The organism is Nocardioides anomalus, from assembly GCF_011046535.1.
Classification (GTDB): domain Bacteria; phylum Actinomycetota; class Actinomycetes; order Propionibacteriales; family Nocardioidaceae; genus Nocardioides; species Nocardioides anomalus.
In genome coordinates this window covers 4206665-4232254 of record NZ_CP049257.1, presented here as the reverse complement: position 1 = coordinate 4232254, position 25590 = coordinate 4206665, and the positions used below count along the sequence as shown (strand labels likewise).

Annotated in this window: 30 protein-coding genes and 1 tRNA gene; 18 read left to right on the top strand and 13 right to left on the bottom strand. The window is 72.9% G+C overall.

Features of this window, described 5'->3' with window-relative positions; genetic code table 11:
• The first annotated feature begins 24 nt into the window (after window positions 1–24).
• The 5 genes from G5V58_RS21125 to G5V58_RS21105 all read left to right on the top strand — a co-directional run bounded on the left by G5V58_RS21125 (window position 25) and on the right by G5V58_RS21105 (window position 4007).
• The gene (locus G5V58_RS21125) at window positions 25–420 is read left to right on the top strand and encodes a YbaB/EbfC family nucleoid-associated protein (protein ID WP_165237002.1); all 396 of its coding nucleotides are present in this window, start codon (window positions 25–27) and stop codon (window positions 418–420) included.
• A gap of 12 nt (window positions 421–432) precedes the next feature.
• Entirely contained in the window at window positions 433–1029 is a 597-nt protein-coding gene (recR, locus tag G5V58_RS21120; protein WP_165237000.1) for a recombination mediator RecR, read from the top strand.
• Window positions 1026–1604 carry a DUF5063 domain-containing protein gene (locus tag G5V58_RS21115; RefSeq protein ID WP_230486813.1) on the top strand — a complete coding sequence of 193 codons (579 nt, stop codon included), beginning with the start codon at window positions 1026–1028 and terminating at the stop codon, window positions 1602–1604. Before recR ends, G5V58_RS21115 begins: the two co-directional genes overlap by 4 nt.
• 85 nt (window positions 1605–1689) lie before the next feature.
• Window positions 1690–2961, top strand: coding sequence for an aspartate kinase (locus tag G5V58_RS21110; protein ID WP_165236998.1), 1272 nt, complete (start codon window positions 1690–1692; stop codon window positions 2959–2961).
• Complete coding sequence (locus G5V58_RS21105) at window positions 2958–4007, top strand: aspartate-semialdehyde dehydrogenase (protein ID WP_165236996.1); 1050 nt, start codon at window positions 2958–2960, stop codon at window positions 4005–4007. Before G5V58_RS21110 ends, G5V58_RS21105 begins: the two co-directional genes overlap by 4 nt.
• A 6-nt stretch (window positions 4008–4013) precedes the next feature.
• Here G5V58_RS21105 and G5V58_RS26605 read toward each other — a convergent pair whose 3' ends face one another.
• Entirely contained in the window at window positions 4014–4829 is an 816-nt protein-coding gene (locus G5V58_RS26605; protein ID WP_165236988.1) for a hypothetical protein, read from the bottom strand.
• A gap of 254 nt (window positions 4830–5083) precedes the next feature.
• Between G5V58_RS26605 and G5V58_RS21095 the strand changes: the two genes are divergently transcribed.
• Window positions 5084–5404, top strand: a complete 321-nt coding sequence (locus G5V58_RS21095; protein ID WP_165236986.1) for an AsnC family protein — start codon at window positions 5084–5086, stop codon at window positions 5402–5404.
• Window positions 5405–5693: 289 nt separating this feature from the next.
• Here the strand turns inward: G5V58_RS21095 and G5V58_RS21090 are convergent.
• Together G5V58_RS21090 and G5V58_RS21085 are read right to left on the bottom strand one after the other, a co-directional pair.
• Window positions 5694–5767 (bottom strand) — tRNA-Pro (locus G5V58_RS21090).
• 74 nt (window positions 5768–5841) lie between these two features.
• Window positions 5842–6768, bottom strand: a complete 927-nt coding sequence (locus G5V58_RS21085; RefSeq protein ID WP_165236984.1) for a metallophosphoesterase — start codon at window positions 6766–6768, stop codon at window positions 5842–5844.
• A gap of 26 nt (window positions 6769–6794) precedes the next feature.
• Here G5V58_RS21085 and G5V58_RS21080 point away from each other — a divergent pair, with 26 nt between their 5' ends.
• Window positions 6795–7253, top strand: a complete 459-nt coding sequence (locus G5V58_RS21080; protein WP_165236982.1) for a GatB/YqeY domain-containing protein — start codon at window positions 6795–6797, stop codon at window positions 7251–7253.
• 3 nt (window positions 7254–7256) lie between these two features.
• Here G5V58_RS21080 and G5V58_RS21075 read toward each other — a convergent pair whose 3' ends face one another.
• The 6 genes from G5V58_RS21075 to G5V58_RS21050 form a co-directional block, all read right to left on the bottom strand.
• Complete coding sequence (locus tag G5V58_RS21075) at window positions 7257–9401, bottom strand: transglycosylase domain-containing protein (RefSeq protein ID WP_230487390.1); 2145 nt, start codon at window positions 9399–9401, stop codon at window positions 7257–7259.
• A gap of 527 nt (window positions 9402–9928) precedes the next feature.
• Complete coding sequence (locus G5V58_RS21070; protein ID WP_165239430.1) at window positions 9929–10219, bottom strand: WhiB family transcriptional regulator; 291 nt, start codon at window positions 10217–10219, stop codon at window positions 9929–9931.
• Between the two features lie 385 nt (window positions 10220–10604).
• On the bottom strand, window positions 10605–11813 hold the full coding sequence (locus tag G5V58_RS21065; RefSeq protein ID WP_165236979.1) for an ArsA family ATPase: 1209 nt from the start codon (window positions 11811–11813) through the stop codon (window positions 10605–10607).
• Window positions 11810–12814 carry an ArsA-related P-loop ATPase gene (locus G5V58_RS21060; protein WP_165236978.1) on the bottom strand — a complete coding sequence of 335 codons (1005 nt, stop codon included), beginning with the start codon at window positions 12812–12814 and terminating at the stop codon, window positions 11810–11812. Before G5V58_RS21060 ends, G5V58_RS21065 begins: the two co-directional genes overlap by 4 nt.
• A 20-nt stretch (window positions 12815–12834) precedes the next feature.
• Window positions 12835–13911: a hypothetical protein gene (locus tag G5V58_RS21055; protein ID WP_165236977.1), complete on the bottom strand. Its 1077-nt coding sequence runs from the start codon at window positions 13909–13911 to the stop codon at window positions 12835–12837.
• Between the two features lie 10 nt (window positions 13912–13921).
• Window positions 13922–14680, bottom strand: coding sequence for an IclR family transcriptional regulator (locus G5V58_RS21050; RefSeq protein WP_230486812.1), 759 nt, complete (start codon window positions 14678–14680; stop codon window positions 13922–13924).
• Window positions 14681–14783: 103 nt separating this feature from the next.
• Between G5V58_RS21050 and G5V58_RS21045 the strand changes: the two genes are divergently transcribed.
• The 7 genes from G5V58_RS21045 to G5V58_RS21015 are packed head-to-tail and all read left to right on the top strand — an operon-like array spanning window position 14784 to window position 19221.
• Window positions 14784–15554: a CoA transferase subunit A gene (locus G5V58_RS21045; protein ID WP_165236976.1), complete on the top strand. Its 771-nt coding sequence runs from the start codon at window positions 14784–14786 to the stop codon at window positions 15552–15554.
• Entirely contained in the window at window positions 15551–16177 is a 627-nt protein-coding gene (locus tag G5V58_RS21040; RefSeq protein WP_165236975.1) for a CoA transferase subunit B, read from the top strand. The genes G5V58_RS21045 and G5V58_RS21040 overlap by 4 nt, the downstream gene beginning before the upstream one ends.
• Window positions 16178–16217: 40 nt before the next feature.
• Complete coding sequence (locus tag G5V58_RS21035; protein ID WP_165236974.1) at window positions 16218–16898, top strand: VOC family protein; 681 nt, start codon at window positions 16218–16220, stop codon at window positions 16896–16898.
• Window positions 16899–16928: 30 nt separating this feature from the next.
• Window positions 16929–17087 carry a DUF4177 domain-containing protein gene (locus G5V58_RS21030; protein WP_165236972.1) on the top strand — a complete coding sequence of 53 codons (159 nt, stop codon included), beginning with the start codon at window positions 16929–16931 and terminating at the stop codon, window positions 17085–17087.
• A complete protein-coding gene (locus tag G5V58_RS21025) occupies window positions 17084–17542 on the top strand; it encodes a RidA family protein (RefSeq protein ID WP_165236970.1) in 459 nt (152 codons plus the stop codon). Before G5V58_RS21030 ends, G5V58_RS21025 begins: the two co-directional genes overlap by 4 nt.
• A 13-nt stretch (window positions 17543–17555) precedes the next feature.
• The gene (locus G5V58_RS21020) at window positions 17556–18425 is read left to right on the top strand and encodes an NUDIX hydrolase (RefSeq protein ID WP_165236968.1); all 870 of its coding nucleotides are present in this window, start codon (window positions 17556–17558) and stop codon (window positions 18423–18425) included.
• Window positions 18418–19221, top strand: a complete 804-nt coding sequence (locus G5V58_RS21015) for an MBL fold metallo-hydrolase (protein WP_230486811.1) — start codon at window positions 18418–18420, stop codon at window positions 19219–19221. Before G5V58_RS21020 ends, G5V58_RS21015 begins: the two co-directional genes overlap by 8 nt.
• Here the strand turns inward: G5V58_RS21015 and G5V58_RS21010 are convergent.
• The 3 genes from G5V58_RS21010 to G5V58_RS21000 form a co-directional block, all read right to left on the bottom strand.
• Entirely contained in the window at window positions 19140–20465 is a 1326-nt protein-coding gene (locus tag G5V58_RS21010; protein WP_165236966.1) for a hypothetical protein, read from the bottom strand. The genes G5V58_RS21015 and G5V58_RS21010 overlap by 82 nt on opposite strands.
• The gene (locus G5V58_RS21005; protein ID WP_165236964.1) at window positions 20462–20962 is read right to left on the bottom strand and encodes a SigE family RNA polymerase sigma factor; all 501 of its coding nucleotides are present in this window, start codon (window positions 20960–20962) and stop codon (window positions 20462–20464) included. The genes G5V58_RS21010 and G5V58_RS21005 overlap by 4 nt, the downstream gene beginning before the upstream one ends.
• A gap of 77 nt (window positions 20963–21039) precedes the next feature.
• Window positions 21040–21717, bottom strand: coding sequence for a Crp/Fnr family transcriptional regulator (locus G5V58_RS21000; RefSeq protein WP_165236962.1), 678 nt, complete (start codon window positions 21715–21717; stop codon window positions 21040–21042).
• A gap of 179 nt (window positions 21718–21896) precedes the next feature.
• Between G5V58_RS21000 and nth the strand changes: the two genes are divergently transcribed.
• The 4 genes from nth to G5V58_RS20980 are packed head-to-tail and all read left to right on the top strand — an operon-like array spanning window position 21897 to window position 25151.
• On the top strand, window positions 21897–22643 hold the full coding sequence (gene nth, locus G5V58_RS20995; RefSeq protein WP_196240532.1) for an endonuclease III: 747 nt from the start codon (window positions 21897–21899) through the stop codon (window positions 22641–22643).
• Window positions 22640–23257, top strand: coding sequence for a TlpA family protein disulfide reductase (locus tag G5V58_RS20990; protein ID WP_165236960.1), 618 nt, complete (start codon window positions 22640–22642; stop codon window positions 23255–23257). The genes nth and G5V58_RS20990 overlap by 4 nt, the downstream gene beginning before the upstream one ends.
• Entirely contained in the window at window positions 23254–23967 is a 714-nt protein-coding gene (locus G5V58_RS20985; RefSeq protein ID WP_230486810.1) for an NUDIX hydrolase, read from the top strand. Before G5V58_RS20990 ends, G5V58_RS20985 begins: the two co-directional genes overlap by 4 nt.
• Complete coding sequence (locus G5V58_RS20980; RefSeq protein ID WP_165236958.1) at window positions 23964–25151, top strand: MarP family serine protease; 1188 nt, start codon at window positions 23964–23966, stop codon at window positions 25149–25151. The genes G5V58_RS20985 and G5V58_RS20980 overlap by 4 nt, the downstream gene beginning before the upstream one ends.
• Before the next feature lie 7 nt (window positions 25152–25158).
• Here G5V58_RS20980 and G5V58_RS20975 read toward each other — a convergent pair whose 3' ends face one another.
• Window positions 25159–25590, bottom strand: a complete 432-nt coding sequence (locus G5V58_RS20975; RefSeq protein WP_165236948.1) for a phage holin family protein — start codon at window positions 25588–25590, stop codon at window positions 25159–25161.

Sequence of the window (25590 nt, the reverse complement as noted above, 5' to 3'; positions counted from 1 at the left end):
CACCCACCCAGGAGACGTGACCAGATGACCGAGGGCCAGAACCCCTTCGATGCGCTCGGCGGTGCCGGCGGCTTCGACATGAACGCCCTGCTCCAGCAGGCCCAGCAGATGCAGGAGCAGCTCCAGCAGGCCCAGGAGCGGCTCCAGGACGCCACCGCCGACGGCACCGTCGGCCAGGTGACCGTCACCGTCACCGGTGTCGGCGAGCTGAGCAAGGTGACCATCGCGCCCGGCGCCTTCGACGGCAGCGACGAGGAGAGCCTGGGCGACCTCGGCGACATGATCGTCGCGGCCTACCGCGACGCCAAGGCCAGGGCCGACGCCATGGCCTCCGAGGCCCTCGGGCCGCTGGCCGGCGGCCTGCCCGGGATGCCCGGCGGCAGCGGCAGCGCCCCGCAGCCGGGCTCGCTCGGCTTCTAGGGGACTGCCACCTTGTACGAAGGTGTGGTCCAGGACCTCATCGACGAGCTCGGCCGACTGCCGGGCGTGGGCCCCAAGAGCGCCCAGCGGATCGCGTTCCACCTCCTCCAGGCCGAGGAGCCCGACGTGCGCCGGCTCGCCGACGTGCTCATCGAGGTCAAGGCGCGGGTGAAGTTCTGCTCGATCTGCTTCAACGTCTCCGAGGACGACCTGTGCCGCATCTGCCGCGACCCGCGGCGCGACCAGACCGTGCTGTGCGTGGTCGAGGAGTACAAGGACGTCGTGGCCATCGAGCGGACCCGCGAGTTCCGCGGCCGCTACCACGTCCTGGGCGGCGCGATCTCGCCGATCGACGGCATCGGCCCCGAGCAGCTGCGGGTGCGCGAGCTGATGGTGCGCCTGTCCGACGGCACGGTCACCGAGCTGATCCTGGCCACCGATCCCAACCTGGAGGGTGAGGCGACAGCGACCTACCTCACCCGTATGTTGAAGGACCTCGACCTCACGGTCACCCGGCTCGCGAGCGGGCTGCCGGTCGGCGGCGACCTGGAGTACGCCGACGAGGTCACCCTCGGACGAGCCCTCGCGGGAAGGCGGAGTGCCCAGTGAACGACGAGCAGCCGATCGGCGGCGACGCCGAGGACTTCGCCCAGAGCATGGCGGACTCCTTCTCCAGCTTCCTGCTCGCCCTGCGCGAGATCGCCCGGGAGGGCGACGCCGGGACCGCCATCCCGCTGCTGCTGCTCGAGATCAGCCAGATCTCGCTGGCCGGCGCGCGGCTCGGCGTACAGCAGGACTTCGCGCCGCGCGAGGAGTACCAACCCGACGTGGGGCCCGAGGCCGACCTCGACCAGCTGCGCCTGCGGCTCGCCGCGATGCTCGACAACGTCGACACCTACAGCTACGTCTTCGACCCCTACGTGCCCGAGGTGGTCGAGAGCCAGCTCTCCGACGACCTGACGAGCATCGCCAGCGACCTCGAGACCGGCCTGCGCCACTACCGCAGCGGCGACGTGGCCGAGGCGCTGTGGTGGTGGCAGTTCTCCTACGTGTCCTCGTGGGGCAACCTGGCCGGCACGGCGCTCAACGCCCTGCTCTCCGTCCTGGCCCACGACCGGCTCGACCAGGACTTCGCCACCGACGCCGAGGACCTCGCGGCGGCCGAGGAGATGCTCGAGCGCTGAGCCACAGGCGGGCGCACGGCGGGCGCTGTCCACCCCGACGGCGTACACCGGGGAGCGCTGCGTCCGGCGCCTAGACTGGGCGACCGTGGGAATCGTCGTCCAGAAGTACGGTGGCTCGTCCGTCGCTGATGCCGAGGGCATCAAGCGCGTGGCCCAGCGCATCGTCGGCACGCGCAAGGCCGGTCACGACGTCGTCGTGGTCGTCTCCGCGATGGGTGACACCACCGACGAGCTGCGCGACCTGGCGGAGAAGGTGACGCCGCTCCCGCCGCCGCGCGAGCTCGACATGCTGCTCACCGCCGGCGAGCGGATCTCGATGGCGCTGGTGGCCATGGCCATCGCCCAGCTGGGGCACAAGGCGCAGTCGTTCACCGGCTCCCAGGCCGGCGTCATCACCGACTCCGCGCACGGCAAGGCCAAGATCATCGACATCACGCCGGGCCGGATCGAGGCCGCGATCCGCGACGGCGCGATCGCCATCGTGGCCGGCTTCCAGGGCGTCTCGCAGGACACCAAGGACATCACCACGCTGGGCCGTGGCGCCTCCGACACCACCGCGGTGGCGCTGGCCGCCGCGCTGGGCGCCGAGGTCTGCGAGATCTACAGCGACGTCGACGGCGTCTTCACCGCCGACCCGCGCATCGTGCCGACAGCGCGCAAGCTCGACCGCGTCTCCACCGAGGAGATGCTCGAGATGGCCGCGTCCGGCGCCAAGATCCTGCACCTGCGCTGCGTGGAGTACGCGCGGCGCCACGACATGCCCGTGCACGTCCGCTCCTCCTTCTCCCAGAAGGAGGGCACCTGGATCGTGCCGACCCCCGAGGGAGAAGAGCCCGTGGAGCAAGCCATCATCTCCGGCGTCGCGCACGACCGCAGCGAGGCCAAGATCACCGTGATCGGCGTGCCGGACAAGGTCGGCGAGGCCGCCCGCATCTTCGAGACGCTGGCCTCGGTCGAGGTCAACCTCGACATGGTGGTGCAGAACGTCTCCGCCGCGGCGACCGGGCTCACCGACATCTCCTTCACCCTGCCCCGCGCGGACGGCACGGCCGCGATGTCGGCGCTGGCCAAGATCCAGGACGAGGTCGGCTACGAGAAGCTGAGCTACAACGACCAGATCGGCAAGGTCTCGCTCATCGGCGCCGGCATGCGTTCGCACCCGGGCATCACCGCGAAGTTCTTCTCCGCCTTGGCCTCGGCCGGGGTCAACATCGAGATGATCTCGACCTCGGAGATCCGGATCTCGGTCATCGTCGACGAGACCCAGGTCGACGAGGCCGTCCGCGCCACGCACACGGCGTTCGACCTGGACGCCGACGAGGTCGAGGCCGTGGTCTACGGGGGCACCGGCCGATGACCAGGACCTTCAACGTCGGCGTGGTCGGCGCGACCGGGCAGGTCGGCGTGGCCATGCGCCAGATCCTCGAGGAGCGCGGCTTCCCGGTCGGCGACGTCCGCTTCTTCGCCTCCTCGCGCTCGGCCGGCACGGTGCTGCCGTTCGCGGGCGGCGAGGTCACGGTCGAGGACGCCGCCACCGCCGACCCGAGCGGGCTGGACATCGCGCTCTTCTCCGCCGGCGCCTCGACCTCGCGCGCGCTCGCCCCGGTCTTCGCTGACGCCGGCGTCATCGTGGTCGACAACTCCTCGGCCTTCCGCAAGGACCCGGCCATCCCGCTCGTGGTCTCCGAGGTCAACCCCGAGGCCGCCGCCGACGTCATCGCCGCGGGGCGGGGCATCATCGCCAACCCCAACTGCACGACGATGGCGGCGATGCCGGTCCTCAAGGCGCTGCACGACGACGCCGGCCTGGTCCGCCTCATCGCCTCGACCTACCAGGCCGTCTCCGGCTCCGGCGTGGCCGGCGTCGAGGAGCTGGCCACCCAGGTCGCGGCCGCGGGCGACAAGGCGCGCGAGCTGGCCTACGACGGCGAGGCGGTCTCCTTCCCGGAGCCCCAGAAGTACGCCCGCACCATCGCCTACAACGTCCTGCCGATGGCGGGCTCGATCGTCGACGACGGGCTGGGCGAGACCGACGAGGAGCAGAAGCTGCGCCACGAGTCGCGCAAGATCCTCGGGCTCCCCGACCTCCTGGTCTCCGGCCTCTGCGTCCGCGTCCCGGTCTTCACCGGCCACTCGCTGGCCATCAACGCCGAGTTCGAGCGCCCGATCACGCCCGCGCGCGCCCGCGAGCTGCTGGCCTCCGCGCCCGGCGTCGAGCTCTCCGACATCCCCACGCCGCTGCAGGCGGCCGGCCGCGACCCGTCGTACGTCGGCCGGATCCGCCAGGACCCCGGCGTGCCCGACGACCGCGGGCTGGCGCTCTTCGTGTCCGGCGACAACCTGCGCAAGGGCGCCGCGCTCAACACCGTGCAGATCGCCGAGCTGGTCGTCGCGGCGGGCTGACTCGCCCTAGCGCACGTCGTACGACTCGGGCTGGCGCCCGGGGTCGCGCCAGCTGTCCTCCGGGTCACCGGGCTCGATGTAGGTCGTGGTGATCCAGTAGGACAGCAGGTACGTCGCCACCGACACCACCGGGATGACGATGGCCATCCACCAGGCGAACAGCTGACCGACCAGGAACAGCAGCGCCACCACGCTCAGCAGCCCCACCGCGAGGAAGCTGGTGCTGCCCGGCTGTGCCACCCGCGCACCGCGCAGCAGTGCGGCGCCGACCAGGACCGCGACCACGAGGATCGCGCACAGCAGCAGGAAGCCGGGGTTGCCGCACGAGTTCGTGCCCTTGACCGCCGTGCACACCCGCAGGCCGCCCGCGGTGGCGGCGACGATCAGCGCGCCCACCAGCAGGCCGGTGAGGACCGCGGCCGGCGGGCCGACCAGCCAGGGGTCGCGGGGCGCCCGCGGCTCGCGTGGCGGCTCCGGCGGCGGGGTCAGCGGCGACCGGGCCACCGGCGCCGGCTCGGGCTCCGGCGCGGGCGCCGGCTCGGGCGGCAGGACCGTCGTCTGCTCGGGCTCCGGCTCGGGCTCCACGGGCGGCTGCACGACCGGCTCGGCGATCGGCACCGGCTCGGTGACCGGCGTGGGCTGCGGGGTCGGCTCCGCCTCGACCTCGGCCACGGGCTCCGGGGTCGGCTCGAGCACCGGCTTGGCGACGGGCTCGGCGACGGGCTCGGCGACGGGCTCCGGTGCGCGGTTCTTGCGCTTCTTGCGTCCGAACAGCGACGGCGGCTCCAGGGAGGGGGCGTCGCTGTCGCGCTCGTCGCTCATGACGTGATTCTGGCAGACCGCCCGCGGTCCGGCATGGCTCCGTGCGTCGCCAACCCGACCATGACAACGGACTGGACCAGCTCTGTGGCGGGGATGCCCGATGGGGCATTGCGGAAGGCGCCGGGTACGGTTGCTACCGCCGAGTTCGTCCAAGGGGGGCTTGAATGAACTTTGATGCGACCGACTGGTCGTGCTCATTCTGCGGAAAGCGTGGATCGTCAGACACCCGATATGCGGGTGGCCTGGGGGCCCTGATGTGCACCGAGTGCCTGGAGAAGTTCTCCGCGGCGTTCGCCGCGCCCGAGAACGCGCAGCAGCAGGTGATCGGCTGGTCCGACGAGGACCTGACCGACGCCGAGATGCTGGCGCGGTTGCCGCTGATCGCCACCACGGCGACGCAGGTGGACCGCTACCTGCGCCTGTGGGTGGGACGGATCCGGGAGCGCCACATCAGCTACGCCGAGATCGGGAAGGCCCTCGGGGTCTCCCGGCAGGCCGCCTGGGAGCGGTTCAGCCGCGTGGTCACGCAGGGTGCCGGCACCAAGTCCGGTGCCGCCGCGGCTCCGCGCGCCTGAGCTGACCTCCGCCCGGGCGTGCCCGGGACGAGGCCGTCCCGCTCTACCGGGTCGGCCCTCCGGTGGACCCGTCGCGTCGACGACGTGACGGGTCCCGGCGACGGCGTGCCCAGACCCCGGCGGTCCCGGCGCGACCGGTCTCTCGGCCCGCGACGCACCGGGGCCGCGGGTGCCGCACATTCCTCGCGTGGTCGCGGACGTCCGCGTGCCCACACCGCGATCCGGCGTACCGGCGCCGGGACGGACTCAGCCTCCCGGTCGCGACGCGACCGGGAGGCTGGGCGAAGAGTCGGGCTGACAGGATTTGAACCTGCGGCCTCCTCGTCCCGAACGAGGCGCGCTACCAAACTGCGCCACAGCCCGAACGTGAGCAGGGCTCACAAGGACGGGAGCATACCGGAGCAGGAGGGCCGTTCCCCAATCGGTTCCACCGCCGGTCAGCGCCCGCGCGGGGTCAGGGTCAGCATCGTGGCCTCGGGGCGGCAGGCCACGCGGATCCGGGCGTACGGCGAGGTGCCGAGCCCGGCCGAGACGTGCAGCCAGGCCGAGCCGGGGTCGCCGTCACGCGAGCCCGCCGGGTGACGGTGCAGGCCCCGGGCCCGGGCCGGCTCGAGGTCGCAGTTGGTGGTCAGCGCGCGACCGCCGGGCAGGCAGACCTGGCCGCCGTGGGTGTGGCCGGCGATGACCGCGTCGTAGCCGTCGCCGGCGTACTGGTCGAGCACCCGGAGGTACGGCGCGTGCGCGACCCCGAGACGGACGTCGGCGCCCGCGTCGGCCGGGCCCTGGACCTCGGCGAGCCGGTCGTAGCGCAGGTGCGGGTCGTCGACGCCGGCGAAGGCGAACCGCAGGCCGGCCACCTCGAGCTCGCCGCGGCGGTTGGTCAGGTCGAGCCAGCCCGCGTCGGTGAACACCCGCCGCAGGTCGCGCCAGGGCAGCTGGGGCACGCGGGTGTGCCGCGTGCCGTCGTCGGGCAGCAGGTAGCGCAGCGGGTTGCGGAAGGTCGGTGAGAAGTAGTCGTTGGAGCCGAAGACGAAGACGCCGGGCACGTCGAGCAGCGGGCCCAGCGCGTCCCGCACCACCGGCACCGACGCGGCGTGCGCGAGGTTGTCCCCGGTGTCGATGACCAGGTCCGGTCGCAGCGTGGCCAGCCCGGCCAGCCAGTCCTGCTTGTGCCGCTGCCCGGGTGTCATGTGGATGTCGCTCAGGTGCAGCACCCGGAGGGGTCTGGCGCCGGCGGGGAGCAGGGGCACGGACACGCGGCGCAGGGTGTACTGCCGGGCCTCCCAGACGGCGTACGCCGTGAGCCCGGCGCCCGCGGCCGCCCCGGTCGCGGTGACTGCGCTCAACCGCGCCCAGAGACCCACGCGGCCAGGCTGCCACAATCGGGGTCATGGCCACGCTCAAGGACCGGCTCCGCGAGGACCTCACCACCTCGATCAAGGCGCGCGACGAGATCCGCTCCTCCACGATCCGGATGGTGCTCACCGCGATCACCAACGCCGAGGTCGCGGGCAAGCAGGCCCGCGAGCTCAGCGACGACGAGGTCGTCTCGGTGCTGTCCACCGAGGCCAAGAAGCGACGCGAGGCCGCCACCGCCTTCGACGACGGGGGCCGCGCGGCGATGGCCGACAAGGAGCGCGCGGAGGCCGCCGTGATCGCGGACTACCTGCCCGAGCAGCTGACGCAGGAGGAGATCGTCGCGCTGGTCACCGCCGCCGTCGAGCAGACCGGCGCGGCCGGTGAGGGCATGAAGGCGATGGGCAAGGTGATGGGCGTCGTCCAGCCGCAGGTCAAGGGACGCGCGGACGGCGGCGTGGTGGCCGCGGAGGTCCGCCGCCAGCTGGGCTGAGGCTCAGCGCCCGCCCCGGCCGCCGCCGCCGCGGCCACCGCGGCCGCCGGGCCTCGGCGGCGGGGGCTGCGGCACCGAGGTCACGCCCACGCCCTCGACGCCGGTCGGGTAGACGAAGTCGTCGTAGGGACCGTTGGCGGTCAGCGGTCGCAGCGCGTCGCCCCAGATGGGGGCAGCGAAGCCGGAGCCCGAGGCCTCGTAGATGTAGGTGCCGTCGATCGTCTTGCCCACGAGGGTGTCCGGCTGCCCGGCCGGCGTGATGCCGGCGATGGTGGCGGCCGCGGCCAGGTGCGGGGTGTAGCCGACGAACCAGACGGCCTTCTGCTCGTTGGTGGTGCCGGTCTTGCCGGCGGCCGGCACGCCCAGGGCCTGGGCCGCCGCGAAGCCGCCGGACTGCAGCACGCCGCGCAGCACGTCGCTGACCGCGTCGGCGGTGCTCTGCTGCATCACCTGGGTGCAGGTCGGGTCATAGCTCTTGAGCACGTTGCCGTCGGAGTCGGTGATCTGGGTGACCGGGCGCGAGTCGCAGTGCAGGCCGCGGGCGGCGAACGTCGCGTAGGCCTCGGCCATCTCCAGCGGCGAGGCGTCGGCGATGCCGAGGGTGAAGCTGGGGTAGCGCTCGGCCTTGGGGTCGGTCAGCCGCACACCCATCTTCTTGGCCAGCTCGTACGGCGCGCAGACGCCGGTCATCTCCTCGAGCTGGAGGAAGTAGGTGTTGATGGAGTTCCGGGTCCCGGAGTACATGTTGAACGTGCCGGTGCCGGTGGAGTTGTTGGCGACGTAGGGACCGCCGAAGGTGCCCTCGCCGGGGCAGTTGGCGAAGTCGGCCTGGTCGAAGGTCATCGGCGAGGGCGAGTTGAACGCCTGGGTCAGCGGGATGCCCTGGTCGATCGCGGTGGCCAGGGTGAAGGCCTTGAACGTCGAGCCGGGCTGGAAGCCGTTGGCCCCGCCGTACTCCTTGGGGATGGTGAAGTTGACGTAGGTCTCGCCCTGCTTGGACTTGTTGCCCATCGGGCGGGACTGGGCCAGCGCCTTCACCGCGCCGGTGCCGGGCTCCACGATCGCCAGCGCGCCGATCGCGGGGTCCTTCTTGCCGACGTGGTCGGCGACCGCGGCGTCGGCGTCGGCCTGGGCGTTCATGTCGATCGTGGTCTGGATCGTCAGCCCGCCGTTCTTGATCAGGTTGAGCCGCGCGCGCCGGGTGGCGCCGAGCTGCTCGTCCTGCATCAGGTAGGCCAGCACGTAGTCGCAGAAGAACGGCGCGCGGGAGTTCAGGCAGCCGTTGTCGACCTCCTGGACGTCGAGGCCGAGGTCCTTGTCCTTGTTCTTGTCGGCCTTGTCCTGGCCGATGACGTTGAGCTGGGCCATCCGGTCCAGCACCACGTCGCGGCGCTCGAGCGCCTTGTCCGGGAACTTGGTCGGGTCGTAGCCATAGGGGTTCTTCACCAGCCCGGCCAGCAGCGCCGACTGCCGCAGCGTGAGGTCCTTGGCGTTGACGTTGAAGTAGTGCTTGGCCGCCGCCTGCACGCCGTACGCGCCGTCACCGAAGTACGCCGTGTTGAGGTAGCGCTCCAGGATCCAGTCCTTGGAGTGGGTCTGCTCCAGCGCGATCGCGTAGCGCAGCTCCTTGAGCTTGCGCGCGTAGGTGTCGGCCGTCGCCTCGGCCCGCTTGACCTTGTTGTTGCCCGCCTGGTCGAGCAGCGTCAGCTTCACCAGCTGCTGGGTGATCGACGAGCCACCCTGCACCACGCCGCTGTTGGCCTGGTTGGTGACCAGCGCACGCAGCGTGCCCTTCAGGTCGAGCGCGCCGTGCTGGTAGAAGCGGTAGTCCTCGATCGCCACCAGCGCCTTGACCATCGTGCGCGAGATCCCCTTGAGGGGCACGGTGATCCGGTTCTCGTCGTAGATCGACGCCAGCCGGTTGCCGTTCGCGTCCAGGATGGTCGTGCGCTGCGAGAGGTCCTGGGTGTCGAGCTCCTCCGGCAGGCTGTCCATGGTCTTGGCGACGTTGCGCGCCCCGAGCCCGGCCACGCCCGCGAACGGGATGGCCAGCCCGGCCACCACCACTCCGAGCACGACCGCCACCGCGACCATCACCAGCAGGTGGGACAGCACGCGGTACGCCGGGAGCCGCTCGTGGCGGGGCATGGACACCATCACAGAGTAACGACGCGGGACCAGCCCACGAAGTTGCTGAGCTGTGCTGTTGGCCCTCGCTCCGCTCGGGCGTGCTCGTCGCGCTTCACCGAACCGTCCCGAGCACCGCGTTTGCGCGCGCCCGCCGCGCTGCGCGCGTCTAGCGCACGAAAACGCGGCACTCGGGACGGTTCGGCGCGGCGAGCCTGCCTCTCGATCCCGGTGCGCCGTTGCTGGTCGTGCGTGCGTCCCGGGCGCCGCACCGGCGGGGCACCGAGCCGACTGGCAGGCTCTGCGCGCCGAACTGTCCCGAGTCCCTCTTTTCGGGTGCGAGACGCGCCCTGCGCGGCGAGCGCACGAAAAGAGGGACTCGGGGCAGTTCGATGAAGCGCGCAGAGCACGTCTGAGCGGAGCGAGGACCAACAAACACTGGCGGCCGGTTGAAGGCCCTCAGGGAAGGGCGTCAACCGGCCGCGAAGTGTTCCTGACGCGAGTCAGGAGATCTGGGGGTTCGTTCAGTTGTGGGGGTTGCCTGGGGGTCAGGCCGAGACCTGGTGGTCGGTCTCCGCCTTGACGCGGGCGGCCTCGAGCACGGAGCGCCAGGAGGCGGTCGGCCGGCGGCGGAGCAGCGCGCGGCGCTCACGCTCGGTCATGCCGCCCCACACGCCCCACTCGATCTGGTTGTCGAGGGCCTCGGCAAGGCACTCGGTGCGCACCGGGCAGCCGGTGCACAGCTGCTTGGCCTTGTTCTGCTCGGCACCACGGACGAAGAGCTCGTCGGGCGTCACCTTCCGGCACGCCGCACTGGGGGTCCAGTCCTCGATCCACATGTCGTTCTTCCCTGCCATCTCCGAGAGCGTTTTGTTTGTGCCCCGCGTGTTGCCGGGCGCCTGTCCCGGGGGACCCGAGCGTTCCCTCCCCGTAGGCAAAAAGTTACGAATCTGAGGGGGTCTCGGAGTACAGGTGTTCGTTTCGTCCTCCATAGTCATAAATGACTAGTCACTTGGGACTAGACGACCCCCTGGGGCCAGGTCGTTCGACCGAGACCGACGACCCACGGAGGGTGAAAAGCCCAGGTCAGAGGCCTACGACGGGCGTGTCGCGCTTGCGCCGACACCGAGGAAGCCACCCGGTCGGGCGGTCACCCCGGGTGGGCCTGGGGGTGCACCCCAGGGTCCACCGCCCGCGCGGTGAGCGGGCAAGCGGAGGCAACCGTCAGGCCCGGTCGGGCCCGTCACCGGCCCCGTCGCCAGCCAGCAGCGCACCCACGGTGCGCAGTCCGTCCAGGTCGTGCACGTCGCCGGCGAGGGCCGGGACGACCGCGGTGGCGACCGACGGGTGGGCGGCGGCGAAGCGTGCGCGCAGCACCGCCTCGCGCTCGACCAGCCGGGCGCGGTCGGCGTGCAGCCGCAGCAGGCCGGCGGTCAGCGGCGCGGTGGTGGAGTCGCCCGTGCGGCGCAGGCGGGTGGCGGCGGCCTGCGCCTCCTCGGCGCTCAGGTCGCCGGGCGCGGCCGGGGTGGCGCGGTTGACGACCAGGCCGGCGAGCGGCATCTGGTCCTCGCTGAGCCGCTCGACGAAGTACTCCGCCTCCCGCAGCGCGTCGGGCTCGGGCGCGGCGATCACGAGGAAGGCCGTGCCGGGCGCCTGGAGCAGCGCGTAGGTCTGCTGGGCGCGGGCCCGGAAGCCGCCGAAGACCGTGTCCAGGGCGGCCACGAAGGTCTGGAGATCGGTGAGGAACTGCCCGCCGAGGATCTTCGACAGCGCGCCGGTCACGATGCCGAGGCCGGCCGTCATCAGCTTGGCCGGGCCGCGGGCCGGCGCCAGCAGCAGCCGGACGAAGCGTCCGTCCAGGAACGACGAGAGCCGCTCGGGGGCGTCCAGGAAGTCCAGCGCCGAGCGCGAGGGCGGGGTGTCGACGACGATGAGGTCGTAGGTGCCGGCCGCGCGGGCGTCGCGCTGGAGCTGGCCGAGCTTCTCCATCGCCATGTACTCCTGGGTGCCGGCGAAGGACGACGAGAGCGCGACGTAGAACGGGTTCTCCAGGATCTGGCGGGCCTTCTCCGGGGTGGCCTGGGACTCCACGACCTCATCGAAGGTCCGCTTCATGTCCAGCATCATCGCGTCGAGCGAGCCGCCGTCGCGGCCGGCGTCGGCGACCGGGCGGGGGGTGTTGTCGAGGGCGGCGATCCCGAGGGACTGGGCCAGCCGGCGGGCCGGGTCGATGGTCAGCACCACGACCCGGCGCCCGCGCTCGGCGGCGCGCAGGGCCAGTGCCGCGGAGGTCGTGGTCTTGCCGACGCCGCCGGAGCCGCAGCACACGATGATCCCGGTGGCCGGGTCGTCGAGGAGCGCGTCGACGTCGAGCGTCCCGGCGCTGGAGCCCGGCGCGGCGAGCGGGCCGACCCGCGGGCGCGAGCGCGTCACGCCAGCCCCTGGGCGCGCAGCGAGGCGGCCAGCTCGTAGAGCCCGCCGAGGTCGACGCCCTGGCTCAGCCGCGACAGCTCGTACGTCGGGACGCCGAGCGCCTTGACCAGCTTGCGCTGGGCGTCCTCCAGGCCGCGGCGCACGGCGTGGTCGTGCGCCTCGTCGAGCAGCGCGTCCACCAGGCCGTCGTCGGCCGCGACCCCGGCGCCGGCCAGGTCGCCGGCCACGCCGGCCCGGTCGAGGGTGCGGGACCGGGCCGCGGTCAGGTCCTTGACCCGCAGGTCGCGCGGGCGCAGCAGGTTCACGACGACGCCACCGATCGGGAGCCCGGCGGCGCGCGCCTGGGCGATGCCGTCGGCGGTCTCCTGGACCGGCATCTCCTCCAGCACCGTGACGAAGTGCAGGGCGGTCCGCGGCGAGCGGAACAGCTCCATCATGGTGTCGGCCTGGTGCTTGATCGGGCCCATCTTGGCCAGCCCGGCGACCTGCTCGCTGACGTTGAGGAAGTTCGTGATCCGGCCGGTGGGCGGGGCGTCGAGCACGACCGCGTCGTACTCGATGGCGCCCTTGTTGCGGCTGTTGCGCTGCACGGCCTCGTAGACCTTGCCGGTCAGCAGCACGTCGCGCACGCCCGGCGCGATGGTGGTGGCGAACTCGACGACGCCGAAGCGGTCCAGGGCCCGCCCGGCGCGACCGAGGCGGTAGTACATGGCGAGGTACTCCAGCAGCGCGGCCTCGGGGTCGATGTGCAGCGCGTGCACCACGCCGGGTCGCCCCTCGGCGCCCTCGGTCCGCAGGCCGCTGGCGATGCGGCGCTCGGCGTACGGCAGCGGGTCGACGTCGAACATCCGGGCGATGCCCTGGCGGCCCTCGACCTCGCAGAGCAGCACGTCCTGACCGTGCGAGGCCAGTGCGAGGGCCAGGGACGCGGCGACGGTGGACTTGCCGGTGCCGCCCTTGCCGGTCACCACGTGCAGCTGCACGTGGGGCCAGTCAGTCACTCCACGAGCCTACTGAGGGGTCACTTCCTGACCGGATCGAGGCGGTTGCCGTCGCCGTGCTTGCCCTTGACGCCGCTCAGCACGAGCCACAGCCCGAGCTTCTTCGGCTTGGGCTCGCCGAGCCTCGCCCCGACCAGCGCGAGCGTGCCCTTCTCGACCACCGAGCCGTGGGCCTTGAAGGTGATCCGGCCGTGCCGGCCGACCGTGTAGCGGCCCACGTAGTGGTGGTGCTCGCCGCGGTCCTCGACCTGGAAGTAGAGGTCGTAGCTGCCGTCCTTGCGCAGCGTCAGCGACTGCGCCCAGATGCCGACCGGGTAGTTGTGGTAGCGGTAGTGCCACCGGCCGGACAGCCGGGTGCCCGCGTCGGGGAAGGTCAGCGGGTCCGAGGCGGTGTACGACGCGAACTGCTCGGGGACCTGCTCGTCGGCCACGATCCAGCCGTCGGTGGCCAGCGCCTCGCCGAGCACCTTGCCCACGATGTCGTCGCCCACCTGCACCACGCCGGTGGCCGGGTCGTAGGAGTAGGGCTCGCAGCCCTTGCCGGCCGCCTTGCACGTCGGCAGCCCCGCCGGCGGGAGCCCGACGTAGGCGTAGGAGTCGTTGACGAAGGAGAGCAGGTCGGTCGCGCGGGTGGAGCCCTCCATGTAGTTCTGGGAGCCCATCCACCCGTAGGACCGGCCGGCGAGGGACCCGCCGCTCGGCGGCAGGGGCGAGCCCTCGGCGAAGACGTAGGGCAGGGTCACGGCGACCGGCGTCGCGCCGGGTGCGGAGAAGGTGACGGTGAGGGAGTGCATCCCGGGCGTCGTCGCGGTCACGGCGACGCGGAACCCCTCCTGCCGCCCGGCGGTGACGGGCTGCGGCGCCCGCGGGGTGACCGAGAGGCCCGCGCCGGTCGCCGTCGTGGTGACCGTGGTGGCCTCGGTGGAGGTGACCACGAACTCGATGTCCTCGCTGTCGCCGTTGAGCGCCACCTCCTGCGGGTACGACGCGTCGGGCGTCGCGACCGCGGTGAGGGTGGGCGCCTGGAGCGCCTCGGCCGGTTGGGGGGCGAGCGCGGCGGCGGCGACCAGGCCGGCCACGGCGAGGAGGGGCTTCACGGGCCCGACCCTAGGGCCTGCGGAGGGCCAGCGTCAGGGCGTGCGCCTCGCGCAGCAGCAGCGCGCCGAGCTCGCGGCGGCGCTCGGTGCCGAAGCGCTGCTCGATGCCGGTCAGACTGAGCGCACCCAGGGGTCGCTCGTCGGCGTCGAACACCGCGGCGCCGAGGCCCCAGCTGCCCTCGACCAGCAGTCCGGGGTTGACGGCCCAGCCGTCCTCGCGGGTGCGGGCCACCCGCTCGAGCAGGGCCCCGGTGCCGTGCTGCGCGCCGTACGCCGCAGCGAGGTCCGCGCGCTCGAGGTGGTCCGCGACCTCGCGGTCCGGCAGGTAGGCCAGGACGGCCAACCCGGCCGAGGCCACGCCGAGCGGGAAGCGGATGCCCTCGTGCAGCACGTGCGAGCGGATCGGGAAGCTGCCGTCCTCGCGCAGCAGGCAGACGGTCTCCTCGCCGCGTCGTACCGAGAAGAACGCGCTCTCCTGGGTCCGGTCGGCCAGCCGGCGCACGAACGGCTGCGCGACGGCGGTGACGTCGTAGCGCCGGGCCGCCGCGGTCCCGAGGAGGTAGAGCTCGGGACCGAGCAGCCACCCGCCGTCCGGGCCGCGGTCGACCAGGCCCTGGGCGTGCAGGGCGGTGAGCAGCCGGTGGGCGGTCGGCCGGGCCAGCCCGGCCACGCGGGCCGCACCGGACGTCGTCGCCCCGTCCGGCTCGGCGGCGGCCACCGCGCGCAGGAGGGCGCCGGTGCGGCCGACCACGTCCGAGGGGGTGTCCACCCAGTGAACGCTATCCGCACCACCGTTCCGCTGGCCGACTGATCGGCGTCAGCCCAGTGGTCGGGCGTTGACCGGCCCCGGCGGCCCGGCTTGGATCGCAGGCATGGACAAGGTGATGACGTCGGCGGCCGAGGCGGTCGCCGACATCCCCGAGGGCGCGACCGTCGCGGTCGGCGGCTTCGGGCTGTGCGGGATCCCGTCGGTGCTCATCCAGGCGCTCCTCGACGCCGGCACCAGCGACCTCGAGGCGGTGTCGAACAACGCCGGCGTCGACGACTGGGGCCTCGGGCTGCTGCTCGGCGCGGGTCGGCTGCGGCGCATGGTCGCGTCGTACGTCGGGGAGAACCAGGAGTTCGCCCGCCAGTACCTCGCCGGCGAGCTCGAGGTGGAGCTGACGCCGCAGGGCACGCTGGCCGAGCGGATGCGCGCGGGCGGGTCGGGGATCGCCGCGTTCTACACCGCGACCGGCGGCGGGACCCAGGTCGCCGAGGGCGGGCTGCCGTGGCGCTACGACAGCGAGGGCGAGGTCGTGGTGGCCTCGCCGCCCAAGGACACCCGGACCTTCGAGACCAAGGAGGGGCCGAAGGAGTTCGTGCTCGAGGAGGCGATCGTGGCCGACTTCGGGCTGGTCCGGGCCTGGAAGGGCGACCGGCACGGCAACCTCGTCTACCGCGACAGCGCGCGCAACTTCAACCCCCTGGCGGCGATGTGCGGCCGGGTGACGGTGGCCGAGGTCGAGCACCTCGTGGAGCCCGGGGAGCTGGACCCCAACGAGGTGCACACGCCCGGGGTGTTCGTGCAGCGCGTGGTCGCGCTGACCCCGGAGCAGGCCGAGGACAAGCGGATCGAGAAGAGGACGGTGCGCGCGCGATGAGCTGGACCCGTGAGGAGATGGCCGCACGTGCGGCCTCGGAGCTGACCGACGGCTCCTACGTCAACCTCGGCATCGGGCTGCCGACGCTGGTGCCGAACTACGTCGCCGACGACGTCGAGCTGGTGCTGCAGTCCGAGAACGGCATCCTCGGCGTGGGCGCCTACCCGTATGAGGGCGAGGAGGACCCGGACCTCATCAACGCCGGCAAGGAGACCGTCACGCTGCGGCGCGGCGCCAGCTTCTTCGACTCGGCCACGAGCTTCGGGATGATCCGCGGCGGCAAGATCGACGCCGCGATCCTCGGGGCCATGCAGGTGTCCAAGGACGGCGACATCGCCAACTGGATGATCCCCGGCAAGATGGTCAAGGGCATGGGCGGCGCCATGGACCTGGTGCACGGCGCCAAGCGGGTCATCGTGCTGATGGAGCACGTCGCACGCGACGGCTCCTACAAGATCGTCGAGGAGTGCTCGCTGCCCTACACCGGTCGCGGGGTGGTCCAGCGGATCATCACCGACCTCGCGGTCATCGACGTCACCTCCGCCGGGCTGAGCCTGGTCGAGCTGGCCCCGGACGTCAGCGAGGACGAGGTCCGGGAGAAGACCGAGCCAGAGCTGGTCTGAGTCGTCGGCGCTGTCCGTACGCCGCCCTAGGGTGGCGGACGTGGCCATCGCGACGTTCAAGGACCTCTGCCTCGACGCCAACGACCCGGCGGCGATGGGGCGCTTCTGGGCGCCCACGCTCGGGCTGAGCGTCACGGCGCTCGACGACGGCGACGTGCGCCTCGACGGCCCGACACCCCAGCACGCCGTCTGGGTCAACCGGGTCGACGAGCCGGTGACGACCAAGCAGCGCGTGCACCTCGACGTGCACGCGTCCGGGCCCGGCGAGGTCCTCGAGCGTGGGGCGACCCCGCTCGACTGGGGGCCGCTGCCGTGGGACGTCATGGAGGACCCGGAGGGCGGCGAGCTCTGCGTCTTCACCCGGGCCGACGTGCCGGCGTACCGGCTCTACGAGGTCGTCGTCGACTCGGCGGACGGCCACGCGATCGCGTCGTGGTGGGCCGACGTGTTCGGGGCCACGGTGCAGGACCACACGGCCGACGAGGCCAACGACCACGCGTTCTCCTGGTTCGAGGACGCGCCGGGGATGCCGTTCGAGATGGTCTTCGGCGACGTGCCCGAGCCCAAGACGGTCAAGAACCGCATCCACTGGGACGTCGACACCGACGACGTGCAGCGGCTGGTCGACGCGGGCGCGACCGTGCTCGCCGAGCACCCGTCCTGGACGGTGCTCGCGGACCCCGAGGGCAACGAGTTCTGCGCGTTCACGCCCCAGGACTGACCCGCCGCGCCCGCGAGTAGGGTGCCGAGCATGACCAAGTGGGAGTACCTGACTGCGCCGATCCTGACGCACGCGGCCAAGCAGATCCTGGACAACTTCGGGGCGGACGGCTGGGAGCTGGTGCAGATCGCGCCGGGCATGAACCCGGAGAACCTGGTCGGCTACTTCAAGCGGCCGGTGGAGGCGTGAGCACCCCGCAGGAGCGCCTCGCGCAGCTCGGCCTCTCGATCCCCGAGGTCGCCAAGCCCGTCGCGGCGTACGTCCCCGCGGTGCGCAGCGGCGACCAGGTCTTCACCTCCGGGCAGCTGCCGATGCGAGCCGGTGAGCTCATCGCGACCGGCAAGGTCGGCGCCGAGGTCACGCCGGAGGAGGCCTACGCCTGCGCCCAGCAGTGCGCCCTCAACGCCATCGCCGCGGTCAACGCCGAGGTCGGCGACCTCGCGCTGGTCAAGCGGATCGTCAAGGTCGTCGTCTTCGTGGCCTCCGCGCCCGACTTCACCGGCCAGCCGCAGGTCGCCAACGGCGCCTCGGAGCTCTTCGGCGAGGTCTTCGGCGACGCCGGCGTCCACGCCCGATCCGCTGTCGGCGTGGCCGCCCTGCCCCTCGGCGCCCCCGTCGAGGTCGAGGTCATCGTCGAGCTGTGACCTGCGGACCAGCATGAAGATCCCCATCCCGCCGGTCCCGCTGCCGCAGGACCTGGTCGACCTCGCGCACGAGTACGCCGACGGGCGGCGCGCTCCTGTCGAGCCGCGGGACGCGGCCACGGTGATCCTGCTGCGCGGTGGTGAGCGCGGGCCGGAGGCCTACTACCTGCGCCGCCAGGTCTCGATGGAGTTCGCCGGCGGGATGTGCGTCTACCCCGGCGGCGGCGTGGACCCGCGCGACTTCGACCGCGACGTCGCCTGGGACGGCCCGCCGCCGGCGGAGTGGGCGCAGCGGCTCGGGTGCGACGAGGAGATGGCCCGGGCGCTGGTCTGCGCGGCGGTGCGCGAGACCTTCGAGGAGTCCGGCGTCCTGCTGGCCGGACCGCACCGTGACGAGGTCGTCGCGGACACCACCGGCGATGACTGGGAGGCCGACCGCGCCGCACTGGAGTCGCGCGAGCTGGCCATGACCGACTTCCTGGACCGCCGCGGGCTGGTGCTGCGCACCGACCTGCTCGGCGTGTGGGGCGCGTGGCTGACGCCGGTCTTCGAGCCCCGGCGTTACCGCACCTGGTTCTTCGTGGCCGTGCTGCCCGAGGGCCAGCGCACCCGTGACGTCTCGACGGAGTCCTCCGAGGTCGCCTGGCTGCGCCCCGCCGACGCGGTGGCCGGCGTCGAGCGCAGCGAGATCCTGATGCTGCCGCCGACGTACCTCACGTCGCTGGAGCTCGCGCAGTACGCCGACCCGGCCGACGTCATCGCCGCGGCGCACGGGCGCACCGCCGAGATGCACACCCCGGACGTCGAGCCGCTGGGCGACGGCTGGACGCTCTCCATCCCGCCGCACCTGCGGACCGTGCTCGAGGAGCACGCGCGTGGCTGAGTGGCACGGCGGCGCCTTCGGTGAGCGGGCCCGCTGCCTGCTGGCCCCCAACCCGGGGCTGATGACCCTCGACGGCACGAACAGCTGGGTGCTCACAGAGCCCGGCGCGACCCGCTCGGTGGTCATCGACCCCGGGCCGGTCGAGGACGGTCACGTCGACGAGCTGGACGAGCAGACCGGCGACGTCGCCCTGGTCCTGCTCACCCACCACCACTACGACCACTCCGAGGTCGCGGTGGAGTTCGCCGGCCGCAAGGGCGCGCCCGTCCGGGCCCTCGACCCGGCGTACTGCCACCGCGCGGACCCGCTCGCCGACGACGAGGTCCTCGACGTCGACGGCCTGCGGCTGCGCGTGGTCACCACGCCCGGGCACACCGCCGACTCGGTCTCCTTCGCGGTCCCGGCCGAGCGCGCGCTGCTGGCCGGCGACATGGTCCTGGGGCGCGGCACGACGGTGGTCGCCTACCCCGACGGCCAGCTCGGCCCCTACTTCGACTCCATCGAGCGGATGCGCGCGCTGGCCGTCGACGGCGAGGTCGACCGGATCTGGCCGGCCCACGGCCCCGTGCTGGACGACGCCCTCGGGGTGCTCGACCACTACCTCCTGCACCGGCGCCAGCGCCTGGACCAGGTCCGGGACGCGCTCGCCCGCCTGGGCGTCGACCGGCCCGACCCCGACGACGACGAGCTCCCGCGCCGGGTGGTCGAGGTCGTCTACTCCGATGTCGACGAGTCGCTGTGGGGCGCCGCCGAGCTGTCGGTGCGCGCCCAGCTGGCCTTCCTGGCCAGCCGGTAGCCCCCGCGCCGCCACAGCCACCCGAGCACGAGCAGCACGCCCACGCCGACGACGACGGCGCTGAGCCACTGCGGCCACGCCCAGGGCCAGTCCGGCGCGGGCCGGCCCACGGTGCCGCGGCCGTCGGCGAGCAGGTCGGTGGCGACGGACAGGCCCAGAGACATCCCATCGTCGTTGCGGTCTGCCCGACCCACGACGTCGTAGGAGGTGGGGTCGCCCAGGGTGACCACAGCCAGGTCCTCGCTGGCTGTGTGGACGAGCAGGTGTGTGGCGTCGATCCACGCCGCCCCGCCCACCAGCTCGCTGTCGACGGACACGTCCCGCGGGAGCGGCACTGCGGGGTCCTCGGCAGCACCATCGCTCCCGTGCCGTACGGCAACGAGCCCGCTCGCGCCGTTCCGGAGGTCGATCACGTCGGTCCCGTCCCACCGCAGCGCGACAGGTTCTCCGCGGTGACCTGGGACCTGGGCGGTCTGCGTCCCATAGGGACCGATGATTCGCCACTGATCCTCGGAGGCAGCAGCAAGGGTGCCGGTGTCCGAGACTGCCACGGGTCCGCTGCCGTAGCGGGCCGGCAGGGTGCCGGTGTACTCCCGCGCTGACCCGATCACCTGGAGGCTGCCGACCTGTGGCGCCGCGGCTTGACCGGCCTCCGGAAGCGCCGTCCAGCCGAGGTACTCGCCGTTCGGGGACCAGGTCACGTCGGCGAGCTGGAACGTCGAGCCTGCCGCCAGGACCGCGGTCTCCTCCCGGGCGCCGCTGCGCAGGTCGACGACGATCACCGAGCGGTGGTCGGTGCTGCCGGTGGCCAGCCGCGTGCCGTCCGGGCTCAGGATCCCGCCGACCGGGCCGCCCAGGTCCAGCAGGTGGTAGGCGCCGTCGGCCGCGCCGACCACGACGGTGACGCCGTGCTCGGCGCCGTACGCCACGGCGGCCGGCCCCACCGCGAGGTCGGTGGAGACGGCGCCAGGGTCGGCCAGCACGCGCTCGGGCACGGCGTGGACGTGTGAGGGCATGCGCAGCTCGGCCTGGGGGTCCGCGACCGGCGGGGGCCGGTAGCCCGTCGGGTGGCTGAGCACGAGCCCGCCGACCAGGGCCACGCAGGCGAGCGCGGCGGCGCCTTTGGCGAGTCGGGCCCGGCGCTGTGCGGCCCGGGCCCGCGCCCAGGTGGTGGGGGGCACGGCGACGGACGGGGCCGCGGCCGCGATCCGGTCGAGCTCGTCGCGGAGCCCGGTGGGCGTCACGAGGCGTCCCCGACCAGGTCGGCCAGCTCCGGGGCCAGCGCGCGCAAGCGGGCCAGCGCCTGGCGCCCGATCGACTTCACCGTGCCGGCGCCGATGCCGAGCACCTCGGCGGTCTGGACCTCAGTGAGGTCCTCGAAGTAGCGCAGCACCAGCACCGTCCGCTGCCGGACCGTGAGCCGGCGCAGCGCGTCCTGGAGGGTCAGCCGCAGGTCGCTGTCGCCGCGGTCCGTCGCCGGCGCGTCGTACGACGACAGCGGCTGCTCGCGCAGCCGGCGCGCGCGCCACCACGAGACGTTCTGGGTGTAGAGGATGCGGCGGACGTACGGCTCGGGGTCGCCGTGGATGCGGCCCCAGTGCCGGGCCGCCTGGAACAGAGCCGTCTGCACGAGGTCCTCCGCGAGGTGGGTGTCACCGGTCAGGAGGTACGCCGTGCGCGCCAGCGCCGCGGTGCGCGCGGCGACGAACGCGTCGAAGCCGTGCTCGTCGGCAGCAGGCACCCGGAACCTCCTTCACCCACTCCTACGCTGAGGAGGGGGCCGCCGGGGGTCAGCCGCCGAGAAGTTCCTGCGGGACGTCAGCGGGCGCGGCGGGCCAGCCGCTCGACGTCCATGATCACGACCGAGCGGGGCTCGAGGCGCAGCCAGCCGCGGGAGGCGAAGTCGGCCAGCGCCTTGTTGACGGTCTCGCGGGAGGCGCCGACCAGCTGGGCCAGCTCCTCCTGGGTGAGGTCGTGGTGGACGTGCACGCCGTCGTCGGCGGTGCGGCCGAAGCGGTCGGCCAGGTCGAGCAGCGCCTTGGCCACGCGGCCGGGCACGTCGGAGAAGACCAGGTCGGCCACCACGTCGTTGGCCTTGCGCAGGCGACCGGCCAGCTGGGCCAGCAGGCCGCGGGCCACGACCGGGCGGCCCTCGAGCCAGCGCAGCAGGTCCTCGTGGGACAGCGAGGCGAACGTCGTGTCGGTGACGGCGGTGACGGTGGCCGAGCGCGGACCGGGGTCGAAGAGCGAGAGCTCACCGAACATCTGGCCGGGGCCGAGGATGGCCAGGAGGTTCTCGCGGCCGTCGGAGGAGGTGCGGCCGAGCTTCACCTTGCCCTCCAGGACGATGTAGAGCTTGTCACCGGAGTCGCCCTCGTGGAACAGCACGTCCCCGCGGCGCAGGCGGGCCTCGCCCATCGAGGAGCGCAGCGCGGTGGCCGCCTCGTCGTCGAGCGCGCTGAAGAGCGGCGCTTGGCGAAGCACGTCGTTGTCCACTGGGTCCTCCGCTGGTCGCTCCGAGGCTCGGCGGGCACGCGGCACCGTCGGCCGCTCGGAATCCTATCCAGTGGTCTGGGTCACAGGAACCACCGACCCGGCTGGTGGGCGGGTCGGGCCGTGGTCCGGGGCCGTGCGCCGACGCTGGAACGGGGGGTGCCCGGACCTATCCTGGTGCGGTGCCCGACCCCCAGTCCGCCGCGGTCCCCCCGCCGGCCGGTCGCTTCGCGGGGGAGAGCCACACCAGTCTGGTGCGCCGCGCCCGCAAGATCGACCGGGTGCTCGGCCAGACCTACCCCGACGCCACCATCGAGCTCGACTTCGACGACCCGTTCCAGCTCCTCGTCGTCACGGTGCTCAGCGCGCAGACCACCGACAAGCGGGTCAACCAGGTCCGCCCGACCCTGTTCGCGGCCTACCCCGACGCCAAGGCGATGGCCGCCGCCGACCGCGAGCACCTCGAGCAGATCGTCGGCCCGCTCGGCTTCTTCCGGGCCAAGACCGAGTCGCTGCTCAAGCTGAGCGCCTCCCTCGTCGAGCACCACGACGGCCAGGTCCCGGCCAAGCTCACCGAGCTGGTCAAGCTCCCGGGCGTGGGCCGCAAGACGGCCAACGTCGTGCTCGGCAACGCCTTCGGCATCCCCGGCATCACCGTCGACACCCACTTCGGGCGGTTGGCGCGCCGCTTCGGCTGGACCGAGGAGACCGACCCGGTCAAGGTCGAGCACGCGGTCGGCGCGCTGTTCCCCAAGAAGGACTGGGTGATGCTCTGCCACCACCTGATCTGGCACGGGCGCCGCTGCTGCCACGCCCAGCGACCGGCGTGCGGTGCGTGCCCCATCGCGCGCTGGTGCCCGTCGTACGGCGAGGGCCCGACCGACCGCGCGACGGCCGAGAAGCTGCTGCGCACCGAGGGCCGCGCGTGAGGCTGCTCGCGGCGCTGGCGGCCCTGGTCTGCCTGCTCACCGCCTGCACCGGCGACAGCAAGCCGCAGGGCATCACGCTCGACAACCGCCCGGTCGCCGCGAGCAAGGTCGACGTCGACACCCCCGCACTGCGCGAGGCCAAGGCCGCGGCCGGGATCGCCGACTGCACGCCCGGCCGGGGTGGGGGCGAGCTGCCGTCGCTCACGCTGCCCTGCCTCGGCGGCGGCACGGCCGTGGACCTGGCGAGCCTCAAGGGGCCGATGCTGCTCAGTTTCTGGGGGTCCTGGTGCGGTCCGTGCGCCGAGGAGATGCCGGCGCTGCAGGCCTTCGCCGACGACTACGCCGACCAGGTGCCGCTGCTCGCCGTCGACTACCAGGACCAGTACCCCGCCAGCGCGCTCGAGCAGATGCAGGAGCGCGGCGTGACCTACCCCTCGCTGGCGGACCCGGGTGGCGACGTGCAGCAGTTCGACGAGTTCGCCAAGATCCCGGGCATGCCCATGCTCGTCTTCGTGGACGCCGACGGCGCGATCGCGCACCGCGAGTTCGGCGGCCTCGACAGCGAGGCGCAGATCGTCGACCTGGTCGAGGAGCACCTCGGGGTCGCTCTGTGAGCAACCTGCCCGACTGGCTGCGGCCGGTCGAGGAGGCCGCGAGCTCCATCACCGTCCACGACCTCACCCGCTTCATGCCACCGGAGGAGGACGAGACCCGCGAGAGCGCGGTGCTCATGCTCTTCGGCGAGGGCGCGCACGGGCCCGACCTGCTGCTCACCGAGCGCAACCACACCATGCGCTCCCACCCCGGCCAGGTCTCGTTCCCGGGCGGCTCGCTCGACCCGGGCGAGACGCCCGAGCAGGCCGCGCTGCGCGAGGCCTGGGAGGAGACCGGGCTGGACCGCGACGGCGTGGACGTCTTCGCCCAGCTGCCACCGCTGTGGGTGCCGGTCAGCAACTTCGCGGTCACGCCGGTCCTGGCCTGGTGGCGCGACCCGTCCCCGGTCAGCACCGTCTCGCCGGAGGAGGTGCACGCGGTCTGGCGGGCCCCGCTGCGCGAGCTGCGCGACCCGGCGTACCGCATCACCGTGCGCGCGCCCAACGGCTGGCGCGGACCGGGCTTCCTCATCGGCGACGACCACGACGTCATCTGCTGGGGCTTCACCGCCGGCGTGATCGCCCGGCTGTTCGAGTTCCTCGGCTGGATCGAGGACCTCCCCGACGCCCCCGAGCACCCGCTGCCCGACTACATGCTCGCCGGCCGGCCGGTCGACCGCGAGCAGGTGCAGCCCAACACCGAGTTCGAGCAGCGGCGGGGGCTGCGGTGAACACCCTCGACTGGCTGCTCGTCGTGCTCGTCCTGGCCTACGCGCTCTCGGGCTACTGGCAGGGCTTCGTCACCGGCGCCTTCGCCACCGCCGGCCTGCTGCTGGGCGGGCTCCTCGGCGTCTGGCTGGCGCCGATCGCGCTGGGCGACGCCGACCCGTCGCTGCTGGTCTCGCTGGGCGCGCTGTTCATCGTCATCCTCGGCGCGTGCCTGGGCCAGGCGCTGCTCCAGTTCGCCGGCGCGCGGATCCGCGACGTCATCACCTGGCAGCCGGCGCGCGTGATCGACGCGATCGGAGGCGCGGTGCTCAGCGGCCTCGCGGTGCTGGTCGTGGCCTGGGCCCTCGGCGTCGCGGTCTCGGGCACCCGCATCGACGGCGTGACCCCACTGGTGCGCAGCTCCGCCGTGCTGGCCAAGGTCAACGAGGTCCTACCGGCGCGCGCCGGCGGCGTGCTCGACGCGTTCAACAACGTGGTGGGGACGACGTTCTTCCCGCGCTACCTGGAGCCGTTCTCGCCCGAGCGGATCGTCGAGGTCCAGCCCGGCGACGCCCGGATGAAGCGCGACCCCGACGTCACCCGGGCCGGCGCCAGCGTCCTCAAGGTCCGCGGCACCAACGACTGCGGGCGCGGCGTCGAGGGCTCCGGCTTCGTGTACGCCGACGGGCGGCTCATCACCAACGCCCACGTCGTCGCCGGCGTCGACGACCCCCAGGTCTACGTCAGCGCCGACGACGCGGTCGACGCCACGACCGTGTTCTACGACCCCGAGCTCGACGTGGCGGTGCTGGAGTTCGACAGCGGCGAGGTGCCGCCGCTGCGGTTCACCCGCGAGGGCGAGCCCACCCAGCCCAAGGACGACGTCGCGATCCTGGGCTACCCGCAGGACGGCCCGTTCGACATCGAGTCCGGGCGCGTCCGCGCCGTGCAGCGCCTGCGCTCACCCGACATCTACGGCGAGGGCACCGTCATCCGCGACGTCTACTCCCTGCGCGGCCTGGTCCGTCCCGGCAACAGCGGGGGTCCGATCGTGGACTCACGCGGCCAGGTCGCCGGCGTGGTCTTCGCCGCCTCGGTCACCGACGACGACACCGGCTACGCGCTCACCGCGGACCAGGTCCGCGACGCCGCCGCCGAGGGCAGGACCGCGACCCAGGAGGTCTCGACCCAGGGTTGTGCCGGGTAGGCCGCGCCTAGGCCTTGCCCTTGAGGGCGCGGGGGATGCCCTTGCCCTGCTCGATCGCCTTCTCCGGCGGCCCGACCTGCTTGAGCTTCCTGATGCCGACGAAGGCGAGCAGCGCGACGAGGGCGAACCAGAAGCCCGTCACGATCAGGTAGGCCCAGTGCAGCGAGAGGCCGCTGCCGTTCCAGTGGATGAAGTAGACGATCGTGAACGACAGCATGATGACGCCGAGCACGGCCAGGAACGCCGCGCCGGCGAGCAGCCCGACGCCGAGGCCGCCGGCCTTGACGCTGACCTTGAGCTCGGACTTGGCCAGCTCGATCTCCTTGGAGACCAGCGTGGAGATGTCGCGGGTGGCGTCGGCGACCAGCTTCCCGATCGTCGGGTCGTCCGGTGAGGGCTGCGCAGGCGTGCGAGGGCTCCCCGCCGGGTCGTGGACCAT